This window comes from Microbacterium sp. AC035 (genome assembly GCF_979258485.1).
The window spans coordinates 2,798,850-2,819,845 of sequence record NZ_OZ409858.1 but is presented as its reverse complement, the minus strand read 5'-3'; the positions used below and the strand labels follow the sequence as shown (position 1 = coordinate 2,819,845).

The 20,996-nt window shown below is 66.2% G+C and carries 17 protein-coding genes; 12 read left to right on the top strand and 5 right to left on the bottom strand.

What is annotated here, in order from left to right; translation table 11 throughout:
* The first annotated feature begins 1 nt into the window (after nucleotide 1).
* The 9 genes from yidC to ACZ0AA_RS13570 all read left to right on the top strand — a co-directional run bounded on the left by yidC (nucleotide 2) and on the right by ACZ0AA_RS13570 (nucleotide 10,256).
* Nucleotides 2–1,072, top strand: coding sequence for a membrane protein insertase YidC (yidC, locus tag ACZ0AA_RS13610; protein WP_400863381.1), 1,071 nt, complete (start codon nucleotides 2–4; stop codon nucleotides 1,070–1,072).
* The gene (locus ACZ0AA_RS13605) at nucleotides 1,069–1,560 is read left to right on the top strand and encodes a Jag family protein (protein ID WP_463513236.1); all 492 of its coding nucleotides are present in this window, start codon (nucleotides 1,069–1,071) and stop codon (nucleotides 1,558–1,560) included. Before yidC ends, ACZ0AA_RS13605 begins: the two co-directional genes overlap by 4 nt.
* 34 nt (nucleotides 1,561–1,594) lie before the next feature.
* Nucleotides 1,595–2,218: a 16S rRNA (guanine(527)-N(7))-methyltransferase RsmG gene (rsmG, locus tag ACZ0AA_RS13600; protein ID WP_463513235.1), complete on the top strand. Its 624-nt coding sequence runs from the start codon at nucleotides 1,595–1,597 to the stop codon at nucleotides 2,216–2,218.
* 3,083 nt (nucleotides 2,219–5,301) lie between these two features.
* Complete coding sequence (locus ACZ0AA_RS13595; protein ID WP_463513234.1) at nucleotides 5,302–5,751, top strand: AAA family ATPase; 450 nt, start codon at nucleotides 5,302–5,304, stop codon at nucleotides 5,749–5,751.
* 264 nt (nucleotides 5,752–6,015) lie between these two features.
* The gene (locus ACZ0AA_RS13590) at nucleotides 6,016–6,891 is read left to right on the top strand and encodes a ParA family protein (RefSeq protein WP_463513233.1); all 876 of its coding nucleotides are present in this window, start codon (nucleotides 6,016–6,018) and stop codon (nucleotides 6,889–6,891) included.
* A complete protein-coding gene (locus ACZ0AA_RS13585) occupies nucleotides 6,891–7,859 on the top strand; it encodes a ParB/RepB/Spo0J family partition protein (RefSeq protein ID WP_463513232.1) in 969 nt (322 codons plus the stop codon). Before ACZ0AA_RS13590 ends, ACZ0AA_RS13585 begins: the two co-directional genes overlap by 1 nt.
* A gap of 62 nt (nucleotides 7,860–7,921) precedes the next feature.
* Nucleotides 7,922–9,370: a sugar porter family MFS transporter gene (locus tag ACZ0AA_RS13580; RefSeq protein WP_463513231.1), complete on the top strand. Its 1,449-nt coding sequence runs from the start codon at nucleotides 7,922–7,924 to the stop codon at nucleotides 9,368–9,370.
* 9 nt (nucleotides 9,371–9,379) lie between these two features.
* Nucleotides 9,380–9,715 (top strand): hypothetical protein, encoded by a 336-nt coding sequence (locus tag ACZ0AA_RS13575; RefSeq protein ID WP_042541545.1) that lies wholly within the window; start codon nucleotides 9,380–9,382, stop codon nucleotides 9,713–9,715.
* 22 nt (nucleotides 9,716–9,737) lie between these two features.
* A complete protein-coding gene (locus ACZ0AA_RS13570; protein WP_463513230.1) occupies nucleotides 9,738–10,256 on the top strand; it encodes a GrpB family protein in 519 nt (172 codons plus the stop codon).
* A gap of 187 nt (nucleotides 10,257–10,443) precedes the next feature.
* On the opposite strand, the gene trxA is transcribed toward ACZ0AA_RS13570, so the two are convergent.
* The 4 genes from trxA to ACZ0AA_RS13550 form a co-directional block, all read right to left on the bottom strand.
* Nucleotides 10,444–10,767 carry a thioredoxin gene (gene trxA / locus ACZ0AA_RS13565; RefSeq protein WP_042541543.1) on the bottom strand — a complete coding sequence of 108 codons (324 nt, stop codon included), beginning with the start codon at nucleotides 10,765–10,767 and terminating at the stop codon, nucleotides 10,444–10,446.
* 66 nt (nucleotides 10,768–10,833) lie between these two features.
* A complete protein-coding gene (gene trxB, locus ACZ0AA_RS13560) occupies nucleotides 10,834–11,808 on the bottom strand; it encodes a thioredoxin-disulfide reductase (protein WP_463513229.1) in 975 nt (324 codons plus the stop codon).
* A gap of 88 nt (nucleotides 11,809–11,896) precedes the next feature.
* Nucleotides 11,897–13,516, bottom strand: coding sequence for a murein biosynthesis integral membrane protein MurJ (gene murJ / locus ACZ0AA_RS13555; RefSeq protein ID WP_463513228.1), 1,620 nt, complete (start codon nucleotides 13,514–13,516; stop codon nucleotides 11,897–11,899).
* Nucleotides 13,509–15,710 carry a DUF6049 family protein gene (locus ACZ0AA_RS13550; protein WP_463513227.1) on the bottom strand — a complete coding sequence of 734 codons (2,202 nt, stop codon included), beginning with the start codon at nucleotides 15,708–15,710 and terminating at the stop codon, nucleotides 13,509–13,511. The genes murJ and ACZ0AA_RS13550 overlap by 8 nt, the downstream gene beginning before the upstream one ends.
* 98 nt (nucleotides 15,711–15,808) lie before the next feature.
* On the opposite strand from ACZ0AA_RS13550, the gene ACZ0AA_RS13545 reads away from it, so the two are divergent.
* The 3 genes from ACZ0AA_RS13545 to ACZ0AA_RS13535 all read left to right on the top strand — a co-directional run bounded on the left by ACZ0AA_RS13545 (nucleotide 15,809) and on the right by ACZ0AA_RS13535 (nucleotide 20,491).
* Nucleotides 15,809–17,341 carry a class I SAM-dependent methyltransferase gene (locus ACZ0AA_RS13545; protein ID WP_463513226.1) on the top strand — a complete coding sequence of 511 codons (1,533 nt, stop codon included), beginning with the start codon at nucleotides 15,809–15,811 and terminating at the stop codon, nucleotides 17,339–17,341.
* A 40-nt stretch (nucleotides 17,342–17,381) separates the two neighbouring features.
* Nucleotides 17,382–18,437 carry an LLM class flavin-dependent oxidoreductase gene (locus ACZ0AA_RS13540; RefSeq protein WP_311258224.1) on the top strand — a complete coding sequence of 352 codons (1,056 nt, stop codon included), beginning with the start codon at nucleotides 17,382–17,384 and terminating at the stop codon, nucleotides 18,435–18,437.
* 98 nt (nucleotides 18,438–18,535) lie between these two features.
* Nucleotides 18,536–20,491, top strand: coding sequence for a carboxypeptidase regulatory-like domain-containing protein (locus ACZ0AA_RS13535; RefSeq protein WP_463513225.1), 1,956 nt, complete (start codon nucleotides 18,536–18,538; stop codon nucleotides 20,489–20,491).
* A 32-nt stretch (nucleotides 20,492–20,523) separates the two neighbouring features.
* On the opposite strand, the gene ACZ0AA_RS13530 is transcribed toward ACZ0AA_RS13535, so the two are convergent.
* Nucleotides 20,524–20,985 carry an ASCH domain-containing protein gene (locus tag ACZ0AA_RS13530; RefSeq protein ID WP_463513224.1) on the bottom strand — a complete coding sequence of 154 codons (462 nt, stop codon included), beginning with the start codon at nucleotides 20,983–20,985 and terminating at the stop codon, nucleotides 20,524–20,526.
* Between the last annotated feature and the right edge of the window lie 11 nt (nucleotides 20,986–20,996).

The window sequence follows — 20,996 nt, the reverse complement described above, 5'->3', positions numbered from 1 at the left end:
GGTGGGTCTTGACCTTCTGCTCGCCAGCGCAACACCTTCGCCGGAGCCTGCCTCCGGCGGCTTCGATCTGATCGGAACCATCCTCTGGCCCCTCAAGTGGGTCGTCGAGCTCGTTCTCGTCGCCTGGCATTGGCTGCTGACGGCCGTCGGCCTTCCGGCGGCATCCGGTCTGACCTGGGTGCTCTCGATCGTCGGACTCGTGATCGTGGTGCGCGCTGCCCTGATCCCGCTCTTCGTGAAGCAGATCAAGAGCCAGCGAAAGATGATGGAAATCGCTCCTGAACTGCGAAAAGTTCAGGAGAAGTACCGGGGTAAGAAGGATCAGCTGTCTCGTGAGGCGATGAGCCGCGAGACCATGGCGCTGTATAAGAAGCACGGCACGACGCCGATGTCGAGCTGTCTGCCGCTTCTCGTGCAGATGCCCATCTTCTTCTCGCTGTTCAGCGTGCTGAGCGATGTCTCCAAGCACCACAACCTGGGTGTCGGTGGTGTGGGCCTGCTGAACGCAGAGCTGACCGAGCAGTTCTACAACGCCGAGCTCTTCGGAGTCGCATCACTGCACGAGACTCTCGGCAACGCGGTGGATGCAGGCAACACGACGGCGATCGTCATCCTGGTCACGCTCGTCGTGCTCATGATCGCGTCGCAGTTCTTCACCCAGCTGCAGATCATCTCGAAGAACCTGTCGCCCGAGGCCAAGACCGGCCAGGCGTACCAGATGCAGAAGATCATGCTCTACGTGCTGCCGCTCGGCTTCATCTTCTCGGGCATCTTCTTCCCGCTCGGTGTGGTCGTGTACTGGTTCATCTCGAACCTCTGGACGATGGGGCAGCAGTTCCTCGTCATCCGCGAGATGCCTACTCCCGGGTCTGAAGCAGCCAAGGCGCGGGAAGAGCGACTGGCTCGCAAGGGCAAGGCGATCGACGGATCGGGCAAGGTCGTTCCCATGGCGGCTTACGAAGCAGAGCAGCAGCGTCTGCTCGAAGAGGCCGAGCGCGCGAAGGCACAGGCCCCCAAGCGTCAGCAGCCGGTGGGCAAGAAGCGTTCGAAGAAGAAGGGGAGCGGTTCGTGACCGACAACGTGACCGAGATCGTGGAGCCCACGGTCGCCGAGCTCGAGAACGAGGGAGACGTCGCAGCCGACTACCTCGAGGAGCTGCTCGACATCGCCGACATCGACGGCGATCTGAATCTCGATGTCCGCCAGGGCCGCGCATATGTGTCGGTCGAGGCTGAAGGCGATGGGCTTGCCCTGCTTTCTGCGCCCGACACGGTGCAGGCCCTGCAGGAGCTGACCCGTCTCGCGGTTCAGAACAAGACCGGTTCGTTCTCGCGGCTGATCCTCGACGTCGGTGGATCGCGCGACGCACGCCGCCGGCAGCTCGAGACGCTCGTGAACGCCGCGGCCGCGAAGCTCGACGATGGAGCGACCCAGGCATCGCTGCCCGCGATGTCGAGCTACGAGCGCAAGTTGGTTCACGATATTGCCGCTGATCAGGGGCTTGTCTCCGAGTCCTACGGCGAAGGCGCTGACCGCCACACCGTCTTGCGTCGTCGTTGACGTTTCACGTGAAACATCCAGGCGGGGTGCGGTCATGAATGTCGTCGAGGTCGAACCCTCCCTTGCTGTTGAGTTGTTCGAGGATCGGATCGAACTGGCGCGTCAGTTTGCAGCGGCTCTCACGGAGCATGGTGAGGAGAGAGGTCTGATCGGCCCTCTCGAACTGCCGCGTCTGTGGACCAGGCACATTCTGAACAGCGTCATCGCTGCCCCCCTGTTTCACGGATCTGTTGCAGACATCGGCTCCGGGGCTGGGTTGCCCGGAATCGTTCTCGCGATCGCCCGCCCCGACGTGCAGTGGACGCTCATCGAGCCGATGGAACGTCGTGTCACATGGCTGAACGAGCAGGTTGCGGAGTTGCGCCTGGACAACGTCGAGGTGCTCCGTGCTCGAGCTGAGGACGTGCGTCTCCCGGTGGGGTTCGATGTGGTCACCGCGCGGGCGGTGAGCGCGTTGAGAACACTGATCCCTCTCACCGCGCCCCTCGTGCGTGACGGCGGCGAACTGACGCTGCTCAAGGGAATGAATGCTGCGAATGAGATCGAAGCAGCTCAGAAGCAGATCAAGAAGTTCCGTCTCTCCGACGTGAGGGTGGAGACGCTCGGCGAGAGCGTGCTTCCTGAGACGACGAGAGTGGTCCGGGCCGTCGTTCGATAGTCGACGGTTGAGGCCAGACAGGTTCTCGTGCAGCTCGTTGCTGCGACTCATCGTGCGGAGAGGCCCTGTGGTGCTTACCCGGATACCGGCTGGCGCCGCCTTGGACAGCGTCGGACCCGTTGGCACAGGATGGCAGTTGTTGGAGTGACCCACGTACGGTGCGGGTCTCGGTTGCGCTGATCAGGTGGTTGTTTCGAGTCCGTGCGCCACTCATGCGTTTCACGTGAAACGTCCTCGAAGACAGCTCTGCCGACGAGTAGCGGCTACGACCCGGATGGCGAGAGGTCTACATTTGCAGCCGGCCTGCCCACGAGATGGATTCCGGGCACGATGAGGCCGCTGTACTCATTGGGACTTATGCAGCGCCCCCGCGGTTAACTCATACCGAGCGCGGACATTGCACACGGGCCCAGTAGGACCGAAGGTCCCACACTGGGGTACTACAGTGTTCGCGCGGTCTGCGCGATCGCATGCCTAGAGAGTGTCACGTGGCTCTGCATGTTTCACGTGAAACGTCATGGTTCACCAGAGTGGGTGCCGGTCGGATACCGATACCCCGGTTTCAGCAGCGGAGGCTTGCTCGTTAGATTCCGAACCAATTGCCGTGGCCGGTCGTCGTCGGGGAAAGCCACAGGAGAGCAGCGGCGGTCTCGTGTTTCACGTGAAACACGTCAGCACAGCGATCACGTACCGCAGCGCGCGTGGTGAGCCCGTGGTCTCTGCTGTGACGGCTCGACGTGCTTCCTCGGGCGTAAGGCGGGGGATAGCCGATGTGTCGTACGCGGACCTGTCGCGCTGCGCGTCCAACTCGCTTGCCCTGGACATCCACGGGCTCCTGCGATCGGACTGCGGTTCAGAGACAGAGTCGGTTGAGGTACAGGCGACGACTCTGTTCCTGCTCGTGTAAGGGGAGCACCAGGGAGTGAGTCCCGTCAGCATGCACCTTCTTGCCCATGTTCAGTACGGGGGAGTGGTCTCTTGTGCCGCTTTGTGCCATGCATCGCAGGCAGTGTCAGAGCCGTCGACGCGGACGAGACGACTTCAGACCGCCGCGCGGTGCAGTGCACCTGTGAACAACAGGATGTTTCGCGTGAAACCTCCGGTACGCCGGCTTGTGCGCAGCTCGCTGATTGACTGACGTCCCGGTGTTGCCGCCTCTCCTCGCCGACGAGAGGCGCATCGACGCTTGGTAAGTGGGCCTCTGCATCGTGCGTGAGAGTTCGAGTCCCTTTGGGGAGTCGATGCGAGATCCCGCTGACACTCAGCATTGGACAAGCTCCCACTATCGAAATGGGATGGGACTCGTTGTCGGCACTCAATCTCTCGTCCCATCGAGGTGTCGGGGTAAATGCGCGCGGTGGGACCAGCATGTTTCACGTGAAACGATCCGCCTGAGTCGTGCTTGCAGTGGCAGGTATGTCGTCATCCGGCGGACCCTGGAGTGTCCTCGACCCATGGGAAAGGGAGGTCGGCGACGGCGCGTAGCCGCCGGCCTACTTGTGTCCCGTACGTGAGGGTGGTGGCGAGTGACATCTGAGATGAGAGCCGCTCGTTGATGGTGCTTGGTCGACCACACGGCGCGTGGGGAGGGCATGAAAGGGGTTCGGAGCTCGCACAGCACCGACTCGTCCGCGGAGGGTTGCGGCGCCTCTCAGTCGGGCGGCTGTTCGGCAGCCACCTCAGTCCGTCTGGTCGCAGCCGTTGAATGGAAGCATGACTGTGGTGAGGACTAGTCGGCGTCGTGCACAACCAAGAGATGTTTCACGTGAAACGCCCGTGCTGATGGGTGGGTGGGCCGGACGCGCACAGCGATCGAGCTGCCCCTTGCAGTCTCACGATCAGCCGCGATAGGAGCGAGCATTCGACCTCGATGCCAGATCTGCGCCTTCTAGGCACTTTTTGGGGCGAGTTCAGGCTGACGATGGTTCCCGCACACCGGCTCCCAGGGCAAGAGACTGCGAGAACACCTGCTGCGGATCGACGTTGTTCAGCAGCGGGACTCCTCAGCGCCCGCACGCGAGTTTCGTCGCTTCTTCGGCAATCATGCGACCGGGAGAACCTCTGATCTCGCCTCAAATGAAGCGTGCCCCCACGCAACACGTGAGCTTGAGGCGGCGAGGACACTGACCGCGGAGAGGAGGGTCTTATGTATCCTCACGATCAGTGTGGTGTGTGGTGTGTGGTGTGTGGTGTGTGGTGTGTGGTGTGTGGTGTGTGGTGTGTGGTGTGTGGCGTACGGGGTGGGGCTGCGGGGCCGTGCGGAGAGGGAACGAGGAGCGGTGAGTGGGATTTCGGCTTTGGGGAATGGTGGAGCGTGGAGCGTGGAGCGTGGAGCGTGGAGCGTGGAGCGTGGAGCGTGGAGCGGGACTCCGGGACTCCGGGACTCCGGGACTCCGGGACTCCGGGATCGGGCGTCGCGGGGGAGCGGTGGAGTGGGGATGGATTGCGGGGAGTGAGAACTCGGGAGGGTGAGCGTGGCCCATGACTGCGGCACTGTCGGACTGCGGGATGCCGCGTTTGCGGCGGATGGGGCGTGGGAAGGGAGTGATTGCGGGAAGCGGGAAGCGGGAAGCGGGATGGCGGAGCTTGGGAGCGTGAGCGTGGCCACGACCGCGGGATTGAGGGGAGGATCGGGCATTTCGGGATCGGACGTGGGGCGGCGCCCGCACAGCGGAGTGTGAACTGCGGAGCGTAAGCGTGGATCGGGGCTGAGGGGCTGAGGGGCTGAGGGGCTGAGGGGCTGAGGGGCTGAGCGACTGAGGGGCTGCGGGGTTATGGGGTTATGGGGGAGCGGGGTTCCGGGGGAGTGGGGAGTGCGGGTGTCGGGCTTCGCGGCGGCGTAACGAGGGCTGCGGGTGCGGTGGTGGCCCAACGCGGCATGGAATGCACGCCGCCAGGCGCGCCAGATGAAGATCATTCCGCTCCGCGACCCGACAGGATCCGCCAGGCCATGCCGCAGTTCGGCCGCGGGCGCCAGGTCCACGGGTGTCACCACGTAACCGGTGACACCGGTCATCGAAGGCGGACAGTTGCACACGCGAAATCCACCAGTGTTCCACGTGAAACATCGATATTGTGTGAACATGGTTCGCTTGCTCATCACGGGGATGTCGGGGGTGGGCAAGTCGAGCGTTCTCCGGGAGCTGGGGGAGCGAGGCCACGAGGTTGTGGATACCGACTACGGGCCTTGGAAGACAGAATCAGGGCTGTGGGATGACGTCCTGATGGGTGCTCTGCTTGGCGAGAGCACTGAAGTGATCGTCTCCGGCACAGTACAGAACCAGGGTGACTTCTACGATCGCTTCGACCACGTGGTCCTCTTGTCGGCGCCTATCACCGTGCTGCTCGATCGAGTCCGGGGTCGGACGTCGAACCCCTATGGTTCGACCGCCGAGGAGCGGGAGGAGATCACGTCGAATCACGCACTGGTTGAGCCACTGCTCCGCGCGACAGCCACGACAGAGATCGACGCGACGCAGCCACTGTTGCACGTGGTCGATCAGGTGGAGGAGCTCCTCCGGGTACGTGCCTGACCGTTCCACGTGAAACACGTGAGGGCCCGAGATCCGGATCGACCGTTGAAGACCTCGGCGGACCCTACGGGCAGGTTCATGCCTGCCCGAGAGGGAGGCATGAACCAGTCGCTGTTCGTCGCAAACACCCCAATACCTGACCACGCGGGCCATCTCCGACGCGGCGAGGTCCGCCGCAGCGATTAGAGTGGAGGACGGCCCCGAAAGGAGTGGATGTTTCACGTGAAACAGCCCGAAAAGGCATCACCGAAGGATTCTTTCGGGATGGATACGCCGCTCGCGCGGGAACTCGCCGACCTCTCCGCCCGACGCAGAGTGCTCGAGACGGTGGATCTCGACTTCACCGGGGACACCCGCATCCTCACTGTCTCGAACCAGAAGGGCGGCGTGGGCAAGACCACGAGCGCCGTCAATATCGCCTCAGCCCTCGCCGGTCTGGGCGCGAAGGTTCTGGTGATCGATCTCGACCCGCAGGGCAATGCCTCGACCGCCCTGGGTGTGCCCCACAACGCAGACACTCCCAGCGTGTATGACGTGCTGATCGAAGAGGTCCCGCTCGCCGACATCGTGCAGCAGAGCCCGGAGGACGAGAACCTCTTCTGCGCCCCGAGCACGATCCACCTCGCCGGTGCCGAGATCGAACTGGTGGCTCAGGTTGCGCGCGAGCATCGCCTGAGACGAGCGCTCGACGACTATCTCGTCGACCACCCGATGGACTTCGTCATCATCGACTGCCCTCCATCGCTCGGCCTGCTCACGATCAACGCCTTCACTGCGGCGAGTGAGGTCTTCATCCCCATCCAGTGCGAGTACTACGCACTCGAGGGGTTGAGCCAGCTTCTCGGCAGCATCCAGATGATCCAGAAGCACCTGAATCCCGGACTTCACCTCTCCACGATCCTGCTGACCATGTTCGACGGTCGCACGCGACTGGCACAGCAGGTCGCCGACGAGGTCCGCACACACTTCCCCGATCAGGTGCTCGACACCGTCATCCCGCGCTCGGTGCGGGTGTCGGAGGCACCGAGTTTCGGTCAGACCGTGATCGCCTACGATGGGCAATCCGCCGGCGCTGTCGCGTATCGCGAGGCCGCTGTCGAGATCGCGTCGCGGACGGCGACGCAGAGCAAGGAGAAATGATGGCGAAGCGCACTGGACTGGGTCGGGGCATCGGCGCCCTCATTCCCACGGCTGATCAGTCCGAGCGTCCCGTGGATGTGTTCTTCCCCGGCGCGAATCTGCGTCCGGCGACGGACCAGACCAGCGACCAGCCCGCCGCGGAGGTCGACCTCGAAGTGGTGCCCGGCATCCACCTGATCCAGATCGACCCGCAGAAGATCGTGCCGAACCCGCGCCAGCCGCGTACGCACTTCAATGCGGAGGACCTCGCCGAACTCGTGCACAGCGTTCGCGAGTTCGGTGTGCTGCAGCCGGTCGTCGTACGCAAGAACACCGACGGCGAGTACGAGCTGATCATGGGGGAGCGGCGCACCCGTGCGGCGCGCGAGGCGGGTCTCGAGAAGATCCCCGCCATCGTCCGTGAGACCGCCGACGAAGACCTTCTGCGCGACGCACTGCTCGAGAACCTGCACCGTTCCGAGCTGAATCCTCTCGAGGAAGCATCGGCGTACCAGCAGCTGCTCGAAGACTTCGGAATCACTCAGGAGGAGCTGGCGACGCGGATCGGTCGTTCGCGCCCCCAGATCAGCAACACCATCCGCCTGCTGAAGCTGCCCGTGCCCGTGCAGCAGCGTGTGGCCGCCGGCGTGCTCACCGCTGGACACGCTCGTGCGATCCTGAGTCTGGAGACACCGGAGGCGATGCAGCGTCTCGCCGACAAGGTCGTGAATGAAGACCTGTCGGTGCGTGCGACCGAGGTCGCCGCCAAGACCGAGCCGGCAGGGCCCGGTCGCACGGCGAAGCCCACTCCCGGCGCCCGGCGGGCGTATCTCGATGAGGTCGCCGGCACACTCGGGGACCGCCTCAACACCAGGGTGAAGGTCTCCTTGGGTGCGCGCAAAGGCCAGGTCATCATCGATTTCGCTTCGATCCAGGACCTGAACCGGATTCTCAGCGAACTCGGCGAATCGGGGTATGGCCCGGCGTGATGCCGCGCCACAGCCCCTGAGCGGTCGTAGACTCTCGGCATCGCGATGACGAGAGGGATGCCATGTCCAAAGCGCTGAATCCAGAAGGCGTCAGGCGACGCGTCATCGCGGTGAGTGTCGCCGCAGCTCTCGGAGGGTTCCTCTTCGGTTTCGACACCGCAGTGATCAACGGGGCCGTCGACGCTCTGGCGGGTGACGTCTCGGGCTTCGACCTCGGAGTCGGACTCAAGGGCTTCGCCGTCTCGTCGGCGCTGATCGGCTGCGCGGTGGGCGCCTGGTTCGCAGGCCCGATCGCGAACAAACGTGGGCGCATCCCCGTGATGGTCGTCGCCGCAGCGATGTTCTTCATATCGGCCATCGGATCGGGACTCGCCTTCAGCGTGGTCGACCTAATCATCTGGCGGGTGATCGGCGGCCTCGGCGTCGGTGCAGCATCCGTCATCGCCCCCGCCTACATCGCAGAGGTCTCACCGGCGGCGATTCGAGGGCGACTGGGCTCGCTGCAACAGCTCGCCATCGTCACGGGTATCTTCGCGGCGCTGCTGTCTGATGCCCTGCTCGCGAATATCGCCGGGGCTGCGGACCAGCCGCTGTGGGGACTCACGGCATGGCGGTGGATGTTCATGGTCGCCGCGATCCCTGCGCTCGTCTACGGCGTGATGTCTCTGAGGCTTCCGGAGTCGCCGCGATATCTGGTGCGGAAGGGTGAACTGAAGCGCGCTGCCGAGGTCCTGGAGACCGTCACAGGCGCCGTCGACGTCGACGCGAAGATCAAGGAGATCACGAGCACGATCGATACGGAGCGGAAGGAGTCGCTGCGAGACCTCCGCGGCAGCCGCCTCGGGCTCAAGCCGATCGTCTGGGTCGGCATCCTGCTGTCGGTGTTCCAGCAGTTCGTCGGCATCAACGTCATCTTCTACTACTCGACCACGCTCTGGCAGTCGGTCGGATTCGATGAGTCCAGCGCCCTGCTGACGTCGGTCATCACGTCCGTGACGAATATCGTCGTGACGATCGTCGCGATCCTGCTCGTCGACAAGATCGGTCGACGCATCATGCTCCTGGTCGGTTCGGTCGGCATGACGGTGACTCTCGGACTAATGGCACTCGCCTTCTCGTTCGGCACCCTCGACGCCGAAGGTGCGGCGACGCTTCCCGATCCATGGGCGACGGTCGCGCTCATCTGCGCCAACGGCTTCGTGGTCTTCTTCGGCGCCACCTGGGGCCCGCTCGTGTGGGTCCTGCTGGGCGAGATCTTCCCGAACTCGATCCGTGCAGGTGCCCTCGCTGTCGCTGCGGCCGCGCAGTGGGCGGCCAACTTCTTCATCTCGACGACGTTCCCGATCTTCGCCGACATCGGCCTCACCTTCGCGTACGGCTTCTACGCGTTCTTCGCTCTGCTGTCGTTCTTCTTCGTGTACTTCAAGGTGCCGGAGACGAAGGGCAAAGAGTTGGAGGAGATGACCGACGAGCTGAAGGTGGAGCGCCGGGGCACCCGCAAGGCCACGTAGGCTGGAAGCATGACCGAGTCCGTTCCGCGCCGCGCCAGCCTCGAAGTGCTGAGAGCAGAAGCGTCGGACGAACTCGCCGTGCTGATCCAGGAGCGGCTCCTCAGCGGTGAAGACCCCTGGGAGTTCATGGAGGAGCTGCCGAGCGTCGATGAGCTCGTGGTGTACCTGCTGCGCGCCGACAACATCACCGCGAACGACGGCGTGCGCCCGAACGCCGCGCGTCACTATCGTGTGCTCCGCCAGATCGCGTTGGAGTACCCGGAGCTGACTCCGGCGGTCTGGGGCCTTCTCGACGAGAAGCAGCGCCACCGCCGCTGGGATCCCTCGGTCGCCGACGCCTCCTGAGGACCGCAGAACCGTGCCTCGAATGCTTGTCGGCTACGACCCCACCTGGCCGGAGCAGTTCGAAGCCATCGCGCGGGAGATCCGCACGCTGGGGGATGCCGACTGGCTGATCGAGCACATCGGATCGACGGCGATCCCGGGAATGCGTGCGAAGCCCATCATCGATCTGGCCGTCAGGATCCGAGACCTCGAGCACTTCGAGCATCACAGCCCGGCTCTGCAGGCCGCTGGCTGGCGGCGGGGCAGCTCCGTACGCACGCACCCGGTGATGATTCTCGAAGCCGACGGCATCCGCATCGCGATCGCGCACTTCTTCTTCGCGGGGGAGTGGGATGCCGTGCACCAGCGGCTGCTGAGGGACTGGCTGCGATCACATCCGGACGACGCCGATCGCTACGCCCATGCCAAATGCGACGCCGTGGCCGCCGCCGCGCGCGGAACGTCGACCTACAACGCCGCAAAGACGCCCGTGATCCAGGAGATCGTCGACCGAGCCCGCGCGGACCAGGGACTGCCCTCGGTGCCGGTCTACGACAAGTAGGGCCACACGCGCCCCGGACAGCGGACGCCGCCCCGATCTGCACATGCTCTGACAGGAATCGACCGCAGAACGGGGCAGGGTGTGCAGAATGGGCATCCAGGACCCGGACTTGAAGACACGATCGACACGGCGGGTACGAGAAAGGGCCGCCACTCCCGAAGGAGTGACGGCCCTTATCGACGCGTGATCAGCCGATGAACGCGGCGAGGTCCTGCTCGAGGGCGGGCTTCGGCTTGGCGCCGATGATGGTCGTCTTGACCTCACCGCCCTGGAACACCTTCATCGCGGGGATCGAGGTGATCTGGTACTTCATCGCCAGCTGCGGGTTCTCGTCCACGTTCAGCTTGAGGATGGTGATCTTGTCGGGATTGTCGGCCTGGATCTGGTCCAGAACCGGGGCGACCATGCGACACGGTCCGCACCACTCGGCCCAGAAGTCCACGAGGACGGGACCTTCGGCCTGCAGAACGTCCTGCTCCCAGGTCGCCTGGCTCGTAGCCTTTGCACTCATCAGAGTTCTCCTTGTTCGAGGTTCGCCTGCTACAACAGCAGACGAGGTGAAACTGTTCCCGACCGCTCAGGCGGTGATGATCTCGGCGGCTTCCGCAGCCGGGAACTCGACGGAAGCGTCCTCGAGATCCGCGAGGAAGTGCTCGGCGTCGAGGGCGGCGACCGTTCCCGAGCCGGCAGCCGTGATGGCCTGACGGTAGGTGGGGTCGATCACGTCGCCGGCGGCGAAGACACCGGGCACCGACGTGACCGACGAGCGGCCGTCGACCCAGATCGTGCCCTCTGCCGTCAGCTCGAGCTTGTCGTGCACGAGGTGGGTGCGCGGGTCGTTGCCGATCGCGATGAACAGGCCGTCGAGCGGAAGGTCGCTCAGCGCGCCGTCGACCGTGTTGCGCAGCTGGACGCCCGAGACGGAGTCGCCACCGAGGATCTCTGCGACCTCGCTGTTCCACACGAACTCGATCTTCTCGTTCGCGAAGGCGCGCTCCTGCATGATCTTCGAGGCGCGCAGGGAGTCCTTGCGGTGGATGACGTAGACCTTCTCGGCGAAGCGAGTGAGGAACGTGGCCTCTTCCATCGCCGAGTCGCCGCCGCCGACGACAGCGATCGTCTTCTCGCGGAAGAAGAAGCCATCGCACGTGGCGCACCAGGAGACGCCGTAGCCGGAGAGGCGCTCTTCGCCCTCGATGTCGAGCTTGCGGTAGGCCGAGCCCGTCGCGTAGATCAGCGACTGGGTCTCGTGCACGGTTCCGCTGCCGAGCGTGACCTTCTTGACAGGGCCGGCGAGGTCGAGCTCGGTGACGTCGTCGTAGACGACCTCGGTGCCGAACTTCTCAGCCTGCTCCTGGAACTTCGCCATGAGCTCGGGTCCCTGGATCCCCTCGGGGAAGCCCGGGTAGTTCTCGACTTCGGTGGTGTTCATCAGCTCTCCGCCGACCTCGACGGTGCTCGCGATGAGCAGCGGCTTGAGGTTCGCGCGCGCCGCGTAGATGGCGGCGGTGAATCCGGCGGGGCCGGAACCGATGATGATGACCTGACGCATGTGCTCTCCGTCGTAGATGCTGAGACGCCGAAAGACGTTCGACTGCTTCAACCAATGGTAACCGCGCGACATTCCCGCGCGCGGGGGCTCAGCGGCCCGGCAGGAAACGCCGCAGCATGGAGCCTGCGACCTTGAGCTCGGGCGCGCGCAGCAGGGCCAGGACGCCGACGTAGACGACGACGACCGCGAGGCCGATGATGCACGTGCCGAGGGCGCCCTGGATCTTGTCGGCGGTGGTCCAGCCGGTCGGGCCGCCGAGTAGGAGGAAGATGCCCCATCCCGCCACTCCAGCAGGAACGGCGGCGATCGCGAAGCGGAGGATGGCGCTCATCCAGGTGCGGATCTCGAGTCCGCCGATCTTGCGATGCAGAAGCCAGACCGCGACCACTGTCTGGATCGTGCTGGCGATCGACTGCCCCAGTGCGATCGCGGCGGCGAGCGACGTGACCTCGAAGGCACCGGCGGCGAGCAGCGACTGTGCGACGAGCGCGCTGACGACGACGAGCGCGCACTGGAAGAGCGTGAACCAGAAGGGCGTGCGCGTGTCGCCGTAGGCGTAGAAGGTGCGCTGGACGATGAACAGGATCGTCAACGGCACCAGACACACCAGGAAGCAGACCAGCACGAGAGCTGCCGCTTCGGCATCCGACGCCTCGTTCGTGAACACGCGCGACGCAGGCACAGCAGCGGCGGCGACGGCGGCGACCGCGACCGCAATGAAGAAGAGCAGCGTGCGGATGCTCTGAGCGATGTCCTTGCGGACCTCAGCGTGTCTGCCGGCGGCAGCATGCTCGCTGATCTGCGTGAAGTAGGGCGTTCCGATGGACAGCACGATGATCGAGTACGGCAGCATGAAGATGAGCCAGGCGTACTGGAACGTGGCGACCGATGCGCCCTTGCCGGCCGCCTCGGTGAGGATCTGGGTCTGAACGAGACCCGCGATCAGGCTGGCCAGCGCCATCAGGAATGTCCACCCGGCGAGCTTGCCGACTGTGCCCAGCCCGACACCGCGCCAGCGGAAGTCGGGTCGCAGCGCGAGACCTGTGCGACGCCAGAAGATCAGCAGGATCGCGGCCTGGATCACGATGCCGAGTGTCGCCGTTCCGCCGAGCGCGGCGATCATCTCGGGCGTCCACTCGGAGACACGGGTGAGCGGACCGCCGAACAGCGCGCCGACGATCAGGAAGCCGATGATCGACACGATGTTGTTGACGACCGGCGCCCAGGTGAAAGGACCGAAGATGCGCCGGGCGTTCAACGCTTCACCGAGAAGCGCGTAGAGGCCGTAGAACAGGATCTGCGGCATGCACCAATAGGCGAACGCGGTCGCGAGCGCGAGGAACTCGGAGGATGCGTCCTTGCCGGCGTAGAGACCCACCAGCCACGGGGACGCGACCGTGGCGAGCCCTGTGATCACGACCAGCACAACTGTGCCGAGCGTGAACAGCTTGGAGATGAAGGCGTTGCCGCCGTCGGCATCCGCTGCCGCCTTGACGATCTGGGGGATGATCACGGCGGTCAGCACTCCCACCGAGATCAACGAGAAGACGTTGTTGGGCAGCTGATTCGCGATGGCGAACGCGTCTGCCGCTCCCGCGCTCACGGAGCCGATCACGCCCACGAGGACGATCGTGCGCAGGAGACCGGTGACGCGCGAGATGAGCGTGCCCGCCCCGATCAGTGCGCTGGCGCGCCCGAGACTACTCATTCATCTCCTCGACGGCATCCGATTCGGACGCCGTCTCCTGGTCGTTCTCAGCAAGGGCCTCACGCCGCCGCCGTCGGATGGTGCGGATGATGCCGAGACCGAGGAGCACCACGATGAGGGCGCCCAAGACCCCGAGACCGATGGCCTCCCATTCGGCCCGCACCGAGACGCGGACGCTCTCGGGCTGGCTGATGGGCACGCCCGTGGGGCTCGAGAGCGACAGTGTCAGGGTGACCTCGCCGCTGCCCACTCGGGCGGACACGGGCACCTTGACCCTCGTCGTGGTGCCGGGCTGGATGGTCCACGGCGTCACCGACTGGACGTCGAGGCGAGGGTCGCTCGGTTTGACACTGAGCTGGATGTTCACCGGCCACGGCAGGTCGTTGCGCACCGAGAAGGGCAGATCGGCGTTGGCGGAGAGCAGCTGGATCGTGCTCGCCGGCGGGATGTCGACGGCGTTCAGCGTCTCTGTCGTCGCGACATTCACGTCCGAGACCGCCTCGTCGAACCCCTTGTCGCTCAGGCCGACCGCGGTCGCCCGCATGATCTGGATGCGCTTGGGGCTCAGCAGCACCTGCGCGTCGTCGAGGATCGAGGAGAACTGGCCGAGCACGACCTCGCTGTCGAGCATGCGCTGCAGTGCGGTCGCGCGCGTCTGGTCCGGATCGGTCGAGAGCGTCGCCGGGGCCGCCGGTACTGCGAGGACCTCGGAGAGTCCGAAGCCGAGAGAGTCGACCGATGCGACGGCTTCTCTGAGCGCCTCGGCCGTGCGAGTCTCGTCGCGATCGAGCCCGATCAGGAGCGGCGTCGTCGGACTCGCCTGACCCGCCAGGGACAGATGTGCGCTCGCCTCGGCCAGCGCCTGCTGACGCGTGGCGGTGTCGTCTTCACCGGCGGCCTGAGACAGGGCATCGGATGCGGCGTCCGCGGTGACCAGCACGCTGCGCCCGTCCACGCCGGCGTGAGCACCGACGGCGGCTCCCACCGATGAGGACGACAGGACCGTGACGGCGCCGTCGCCGACATAGGTGGAGAACACGTCGAGGTCGGCGGCGGTCACATCGCTGCGCGGCCACAGGATGCCGGGTGTCGCGCCCTCGATCGCGGTGAGTTCGGCATCATCGGGAAGCACGGGTCCATCAGACGGCTGAGGCGTCGGTTCCTCACTCGGCATCGGCTCCTGCGTCGGAGCAGGCGTCGGTGACGTGCCGTCCGTCGGCACCGAGGCGGGTGTCGGCGCAGGGGTGGCGGTGGGCGTGGGGGTCTCGTCTGCGGGCTCGGTGAAGCTGCCCGGGTCGAGGAACGGCGCGAGCGTCGTGGGCTGCAGCAGCCCGACGAGCCCCGCCTGCGCCTGGGTGGTGGCGTCGGCATCGCCGAACTGCAGGGCGAAGCGCTCGTTGGGCAGCGCTTCGAGAAGGCGCAGCCATTCGCGGGCGCTCTGCGGCGCCGAAGACCCGAGCACCCTGATGGCCGCCGGAATGGCCGGGTCGATCGCGAGGATCGCCGAGGTCCCGCGCACTCCCTCGACCACCGCGGTGAGCGCGCCGTCGGGGGCGGTGAGCGCAGTGAGCTCGTCTGCGGTCAGGATGGCACCGTCGTCCGGGGTCGCCGTGATCGGTACCATCACGGCGATGGGCGGGCTCGCGGCAGCAGTCACGACGAGCACCGAGGTCGACGTGACCGACCGCGCCACGTCCTGGCCGTCGGTCTCCGCCCCGCTGAGAGTCGCGCGCAACGGGTAGACGCCGGGAGCGAGGTCGCCCAGCACCTCGGGGGGAAGGAAGAGGCTCGTGGTCGCAGACGCCTCGGCGTCGACCGGCGAAGTCGTGTCTGAGCCCAGCTGTTCGAAGCCGCCCGCCGTATCGGCGTCGTCGAGCCAGTTCGTGACCGCGGTCTCGTCGGCGAGCGGAGTGCGGTTGATCTCCACTGTCACGCGACCGGACGAGAGCTCCGACCTGGAGTCGTTCTGCACCGTGATCGAGGCCGTCGTCGCTGTCCCGGGAGCGACCGTCCCTCGGACTCCCGCCGAGAGCACCAGCTCGATCGGAGTGCCCTCCGACTCGGCATCGGTCGCCGCGAACGCGCTGCCGACTCCCGCGCCGGCGAGGCCGAGAACGATCGCCGAGATGACGGATCCGCGTGCCAGGCGCTGCAGGCGCGTGCGGAGGCCGTTCTCGAAGATGGTCGCGGTCATGAAGGTCTTCCTCGAACGCCGGGATCCCAGGCTGCTCGTGAGTGGTGACCTTGTGATTCTAGGCCGCTGGCTGAATGAGAACCCTGAAGACGCGTAGAGTGACGGCCGTGTCCGACACCCTCGCCCCCACGCCCGATCCGCTCCGCAGCACTGCGCTCGCCGCAGATCTCGACGCCGCGGATCTCCGCTCGGAGCCGCTCCGTCGCCTGTGGGGCGAGGAAGAGGACGACGCGCTGGCCAGAGGCATGCGCGAGCCGATCCTGCGCGCGATCGCCGGTGACGACGGTGTGCTCGCGACTCTCGGCAGGCTCCTCGTTCTCGGAATGCCGCAGCCGCTCACCGCTGTGAAGGACGCCCTCCCGAGACTCGGCGCCGACGGTCTCGCCGCTCTCGGCCTCGCGAGGATCGAGGGGGCCGAGGTGGTTCCCACTGCTCTTCTGCGGCCGCAGTCGTTCGTCGACTCCGACGGGATCGGCGAATGGTGGATCGCCAGCGACCTCGATGAGGTGGCGCTCGACGGCGCTCTTCCGGCGGATCACGTGCTCGGTGTCGGCGGAGCATCGCGCACCCTCGCCGAGATCATCATGCCGATCGAGGTCGACCGCGCTCTCGACCTGGGCACGGGATGCGGCATCCAGGCGCTTCTGGTCGCACGCCATGCAGGGTCGGTCGTGGCCACCGACATCTCGGCGCGCGCACTCGCCTATGCCGAGCTGAACGCCCAGCTGAACGGCGTCTCGAACATCGAGTTCCGCCTGGGGAGCATGTTCGAGCCCGTGGCGGGAGAAGCCTTCGACCTGATCGTCTCGAACCCGCCTTTCGTGATCACCCCGCGCACAGAAGGGGTGCCCGAATACGAGTACCGCGACGGAGGCCTCGTCGGTGACGCCCTCGTCGAGCAGTTCCTGCGCGCGGTGCCGTCGTTCCTCACCCCGGGAGGCGTGGCGCAGCTGCTCGGAAACTGGGAGTCACGCGGGGGTCAGGCATCATTGAGCGGCCGGGCCGGCCTCGACCGCGTCTCGTCCTGGGTTCCCGGCGACCTCGATCTGTGGGTGATCCAGCGGGAGGAGCTCTCGCCGCTCGGCTACGCAGAACTGTGGATCCGGGACGGGGGCACGACACCGCGAGACGCCGCGTTCACCCCCCTGCTCACGGCATGGCTCGACGACTTCACCGCTCGAGGTGTCACGGCGGTCGGATTCGGCTACATCCTGGTGCGCCGGCCCGCCGCCGACGGCATCCCGCTGCGCCGTCTCGAGCGGGTGACGCAACCCGTCTCGAATGTCGCCGGCGCGCTGCGTTCGGGTCTCGCCGCCCACGACGTGCTCGCAGGGGGACTGCCCGCCACTCTGCTCGTCGCGCCCGATGTCACCGAGGCGCGGCACCTGCTCCCCGGCAACGACGACCCGAGCATCATCGAACTCCGACAGGGCGGTGGATTCGCGCGCACGATCGCCGTCGACCCCGCGCTCGCCGGATTCGTGGGAGCGTGCGACGGCGATCTCACCGTCATGCAGATCGTCGGCGCTCTTGCAGACCTGTTCGAGGTGCCGCTCGTCGAGCTGTGGGCCGACCTCGAACCTCGCATCCGACAGCTCGTGCTCGACGGACTGCTGGTTCCGGGGGAGTGATGCAGGAATACCGCACCGCATCTATGCGTTCGAATACACCATGAAGGCTTTCGGATTCCTCTCCTTCGGGCACTATGCAGACGTGCCCGGTTCGGCGACCCGCACCGCGGGGGACATGCTGAAGCAGACCATCGAGATCGCGGAGGGTGCAGACGAGATCGGCGTTAACGGCGCCTCCGTTCGTGTTCACCACTGGGCTCGCCAGGCCGCATCTCCGATGCCGCTCCTGTCGGCCATGGCGGCGCGCACTCAGCGCATCGAGGTCGGCACTGGCGTGATCGACATGAGGTACGAGAACCCGTTCCAGTTCGCCGAGGAGGCGGCCGCCCTCGACCTGATCGCCGACGGGCGCATCGCTCTCGGTGTGAGCCGTGGGTCACCCGAGACGGCTCTGCGCGGATACGAGACGTTCGGCTTCCACGACGAGGAGGACCCCGAGCGGGGCAGCGTGATCGCACGCGAGAAGTTCGATCTCTTCCTCCGCGCGATCGATGGCGAGGGTCTCGCCCCCGGCGACCCGCGCATGGTCGGCGCGGGCCGCTATCTCGCGATCGAACCCCAATCGCCGACTCTGCGCGACCACATCTGGTGGGGTTCGGGTTCACGGGCCACGGCTGAGGAGACCGGTCGCAAGGGCCTGAACATGATGAGCTCCACGCTCCTCACCGAGGCGACCGGCGTGCCGTTCCACCAGCTGCAGCGCGAGCAGATCGACCTCTTCCGCGCCGCCTACAAAGAGGCAGGACACACAGGCACGCCGCGCGTCTCGGTGAGCCGCAGCGTGTTCCCGCTGGTCTCCGACATGGACAGGGCGTACTTCGGCCTGCGCAGCGAGGAGAACGCCGATCAGATCGGCATCATCGACGGCTTCCGCTCGACGTTCGGCAAGACGTATGCGGCCGAGCCCGATGTGCTGATCCAGCAGCTGCTGGCTGACGAGGCGGTCATGTCGGCGGACACTCTGCTGCTGACGATCCCGAACCAGCTGGGGCCCGCATACAACCTCCACGTGCTCGAGTCGTTCGCGACGCATGTCGCTCCGGCGCTCGGCTGGAAGCCGAACACCGAGGGACCCGTGCAGGGCGATCCGGTCTGACGACAGACCGGCACTGCGGATGAGAGGGGCGGATGCGAGTTGCATCCGCCCCTCTTTTTCTCTCGACTCCCTGAGCGATATATCGATACGCTGGCCGCATGCGCGCGCCGAAGAGCGGAATCCTGGCCGGAGTCATCATCCTCGTAGCAGTGCTGGTCGGTGCGCCGCCGGCCGCCGCAGCCACGACGACCGCCTGGGCGACCTGGCAGCCGCTCACCGGAACGGGAGGCGCCTACTCGACCACCGTGCAGGTGGCCGCGCAGCCCGCCCTGACCGCCACGATGACCACCGATTCCCGCGCCGGACAGGTCGGTGTCATCTCGGGCGCCTCGACCTGGCTGTCGCAGGGCACCCCCGTCGGTGAGAAGTACGGCAGCAGCGTCAACCAGCAGTATCTGAACCTGCGACCGAAGGCCGACAGCCCCACGAGCCCGTCGACCACCACCTACACGTTCGCGACGCCGACGCCGGCATCCGGTTGGACCTTCGTGCTGGGCGACATCGACGCCGATGCCGTGCGCATCGAGGCGATCGGCGTCGACGGTCAGACCCTCACCGCTGACGAGATCGGATTCAACGGCGGCTTCAACTACTGCGCGCCGGGCATCGCGGGCAAGCCCTCATGCTCGGGTGTCGCCACAGACGTCCCGGCATGGGATCCCGCCACCCAGACCCTGACCGGCAACGCGGCAGCGTCCGACACCAGTGGCTCGGCGGCCTGGTTCGAGCCGTCGGCGCCGATCACCTCGCTGACGTTCTTCTTCACCCAGCGCTCGGGATTCCCGATCTACCAGACCTGGTTCGCCTCGATCGCGCGTGACATCACGGGAACGGTCACCGACCAGGCCGAGGGCGCGCTGCCTGGAGCCACGCTCACCCTCACTGATGCGAACGGGACGGTGGTCGGCACCACCACGACGGATGCCGACGGCGCATACTCCTTCCCCGGGTTCATCGCGACCGACGGGTACACGGTGACGGTCACGGTTCCCGACGGCAAGACCGCCGTCGGGCCGACCGCGCAGGCCGTCGACCTCACGCTCCAAGACGGCAGCGCTTCCTTCGAGGTGCGTGACGACGAGCAGGTCGGGGTGGACGTCTCGGGCCGGGTCGTCGACGAGGAGGAGCAGGCAGTCCCCGGTGCGATCGTCACGATCGACGGTGCTGATCCCGCGACGACCGACGCTGCGGGTGAGTTCCTGATCGAGGGGGTGCCGGCCGGCCCGCACACCGTCGAGATCACCCCGCCTCCTGGATTCAGCACGACCGAGCCCATCGAGATCGTGGTGCCGGAGAACAGCGAGGAGCCGATCGTCCTCGAAGACCTCGTCGTTCTCGAGAACCCCGATCTCAGCGGCACGGTGCGCGTAGACGGAGCGGGCGTGGCCGGCGTCACGATCACCGCCTCTGACGGCACGGACACCGTCACTGCGGTCACCGACGAGAACGGCGCCTACATATTCCCGCGCCTGCCGGCGGGGGAGTACGAGATCACGATGACGATCCCCGACGGCTATGTGGCATCCGGCCCGGCGACTCGCACCGAGAACCTCACCACGGTCGACCTCGCGAACCTCGACTTCGAACTGGCCGGCCTGGGCTCGATCTCGGGGGCGGTGCGCACGGACGACGGCACACCCGTGGCGGGAGTGATCATCACGGTGGAGTCGGATGACATCTCCCAGGAGGTGACCACCGACGCCGAGGGCACCTACGCGATCACCGACCTGCCGCCGGATTCGTATGACCTGACGATCACCGCGCCGGAAGGACGCACGATCATCGGCCCGGCGACGGCCACCTTCGTCATCACGTCTGCCGGAGAGTCGCTCGTGGGCCCGAGCTTCACGGTCTCGGCCGCCGTCGTCACGCCGACGGACCCGCCCACACCGACCCCGGCAGAACCGGTGTCACCTCCGGACACGGGGGCGGGTCAGCTGCCGGGCACAGGCCTCGGCTCCGAGACGTTCATCTGGGCCGCAGCAGGCGGTGCGGTGCTCGTGATCGGCGCCGTGCTCTTCCTGATCTCGCGTCGTCGCTCGAACCGCGACTGAGGTCCGTTGCGTGCGCGGCGGTGGCCGGGCAGTCAGTGGGCGTGGACGACCCGGAACCGCTCGCAGATGATCGGCATGTCCGCCTCGAAGCCCCGAGGGTTCTCGGAGTGGGCGCGCCAATACCGTTCGTGTGATTCACGCCAATAGGTGAGCGTGAGGTCGCCCTCTCCTTCCGAGTGAGCGTGCTCCTCGGTGACTTCATCGAAAGGCACGGTGTGGACGGCGGTCGTCTCGATCACCGCCCGCGGCGCACCGGATCCGTCGAGGATGATGCTCAGCTCGCCGACGTACGGCTCGGGATCGCCGGTCGCGTCGTAGTCCCACTGCGCGGAGGCCGTGCCGGTCTTCACCCCGGCGAGGACGAGAGCGAGCAGAGAGTCGGCATGGTCAGGCGTCGCACCGAAGGCCCAGGCGCCGGGCGTCGGCACCGGAAGCGCAGGATCCTCCGCGCGGACATGATTCCAGAAGGCGGTGAGCACGGCGCTGTCGGTCATGCGGCAAGCCT

What these genes read in the sequence shown, in the direction of transcription:
- rsmG (WP_463513235.1), top strand. Translation starts at nt 1,595, where the DNA reads ATGAATGTCGTCGAGGTCGAACCCTCCCTTGCTGTTGAGTTGTTCGAG.
- ACZ0AA_RS13595 (WP_463513234.1), top strand. Translation starts at nt 5,302, where the DNA reads ATGGTTCGCTTGCTCATCACGGGGATGTCGGGGGTGGGCAAGTCGAGC.
- ACZ0AA_RS13590 (WP_463513233.1), top strand. Translation starts at nt 6,016, where the DNA reads ATGGATACGCCGCTCGCGCGGGAACTCGCCGACCTCTCCGCCCGACGC.
- ACZ0AA_RS13585 (WP_463513232.1), top strand. Translation starts at nt 6,891, where the DNA reads ATGGCGAAGCGCACTGGACTGGGTCGGGGCATCGGCGCCCTCATTCCC.
- ACZ0AA_RS13580 (WP_463513231.1), top strand. Translation starts at nt 7,922, where the DNA reads ATGTCCAAAGCGCTGAATCCAGAAGGCGTCAGGCGACGCGTCATCGCG.
- ACZ0AA_RS13575 (WP_042541545.1), top strand. Translation starts at nt 9,380, where the DNA reads ATGACCGAGTCCGTTCCGCGCCGCGCCAGCCTCGAAGTGCTGAGAGCA.
- ACZ0AA_RS13570 (WP_463513230.1), top strand. Translation starts at nt 9,738, where the DNA reads ATGCTTGTCGGCTACGACCCCACCTGGCCGGAGCAGTTCGAAGCCATC.
- trxA (WP_042541543.1), bottom strand. Translation starts at nt 10,767, where the DNA reads ATGAGTGCAAAGGCTACGAGCCAGGCGACCTGGGAGCAGGACGTTCTG.
- trxB (WP_463513229.1), bottom strand. Translation starts at nt 11,808, where the DNA reads ATGCGTCAGGTCATCATCATCGGTTCCGGCCCCGCCGGATTCACCGCC.
- murJ (WP_463513228.1), bottom strand. Translation starts at nt 13,516, where the DNA reads ATGAGTAGTCTCGGGCGCGCCAGCGCACTGATCGGGGCGGGCACGCTC.
- ACZ0AA_RS13550 (WP_463513227.1), bottom strand. Translation starts at nt 15,710, where the DNA reads ATGACCGCGACCATCTTCGAGAACGGCCTCCGCACGCGCCTGCAGCGC.
- ACZ0AA_RS13540 (WP_311258224.1), top strand. Translation starts at nt 17,382, where the DNA reads ATGAAGGCTTTCGGATTCCTCTCCTTCGGGCACTATGCAGACGTGCCC.
- ACZ0AA_RS13535 (WP_463513225.1), top strand. Translation starts at nt 18,536, where the DNA reads ATGCGCGCGCCGAAGAGCGGAATCCTGGCCGGAGTCATCATCCTCGTA.
- ACZ0AA_RS13530 (WP_463513224.1), bottom strand. Translation starts at nt 20,985, where the DNA reads ATGACCGACAGCGCCGTGCTCACCGCCTTCTGGAATCATGTCCGCGCG.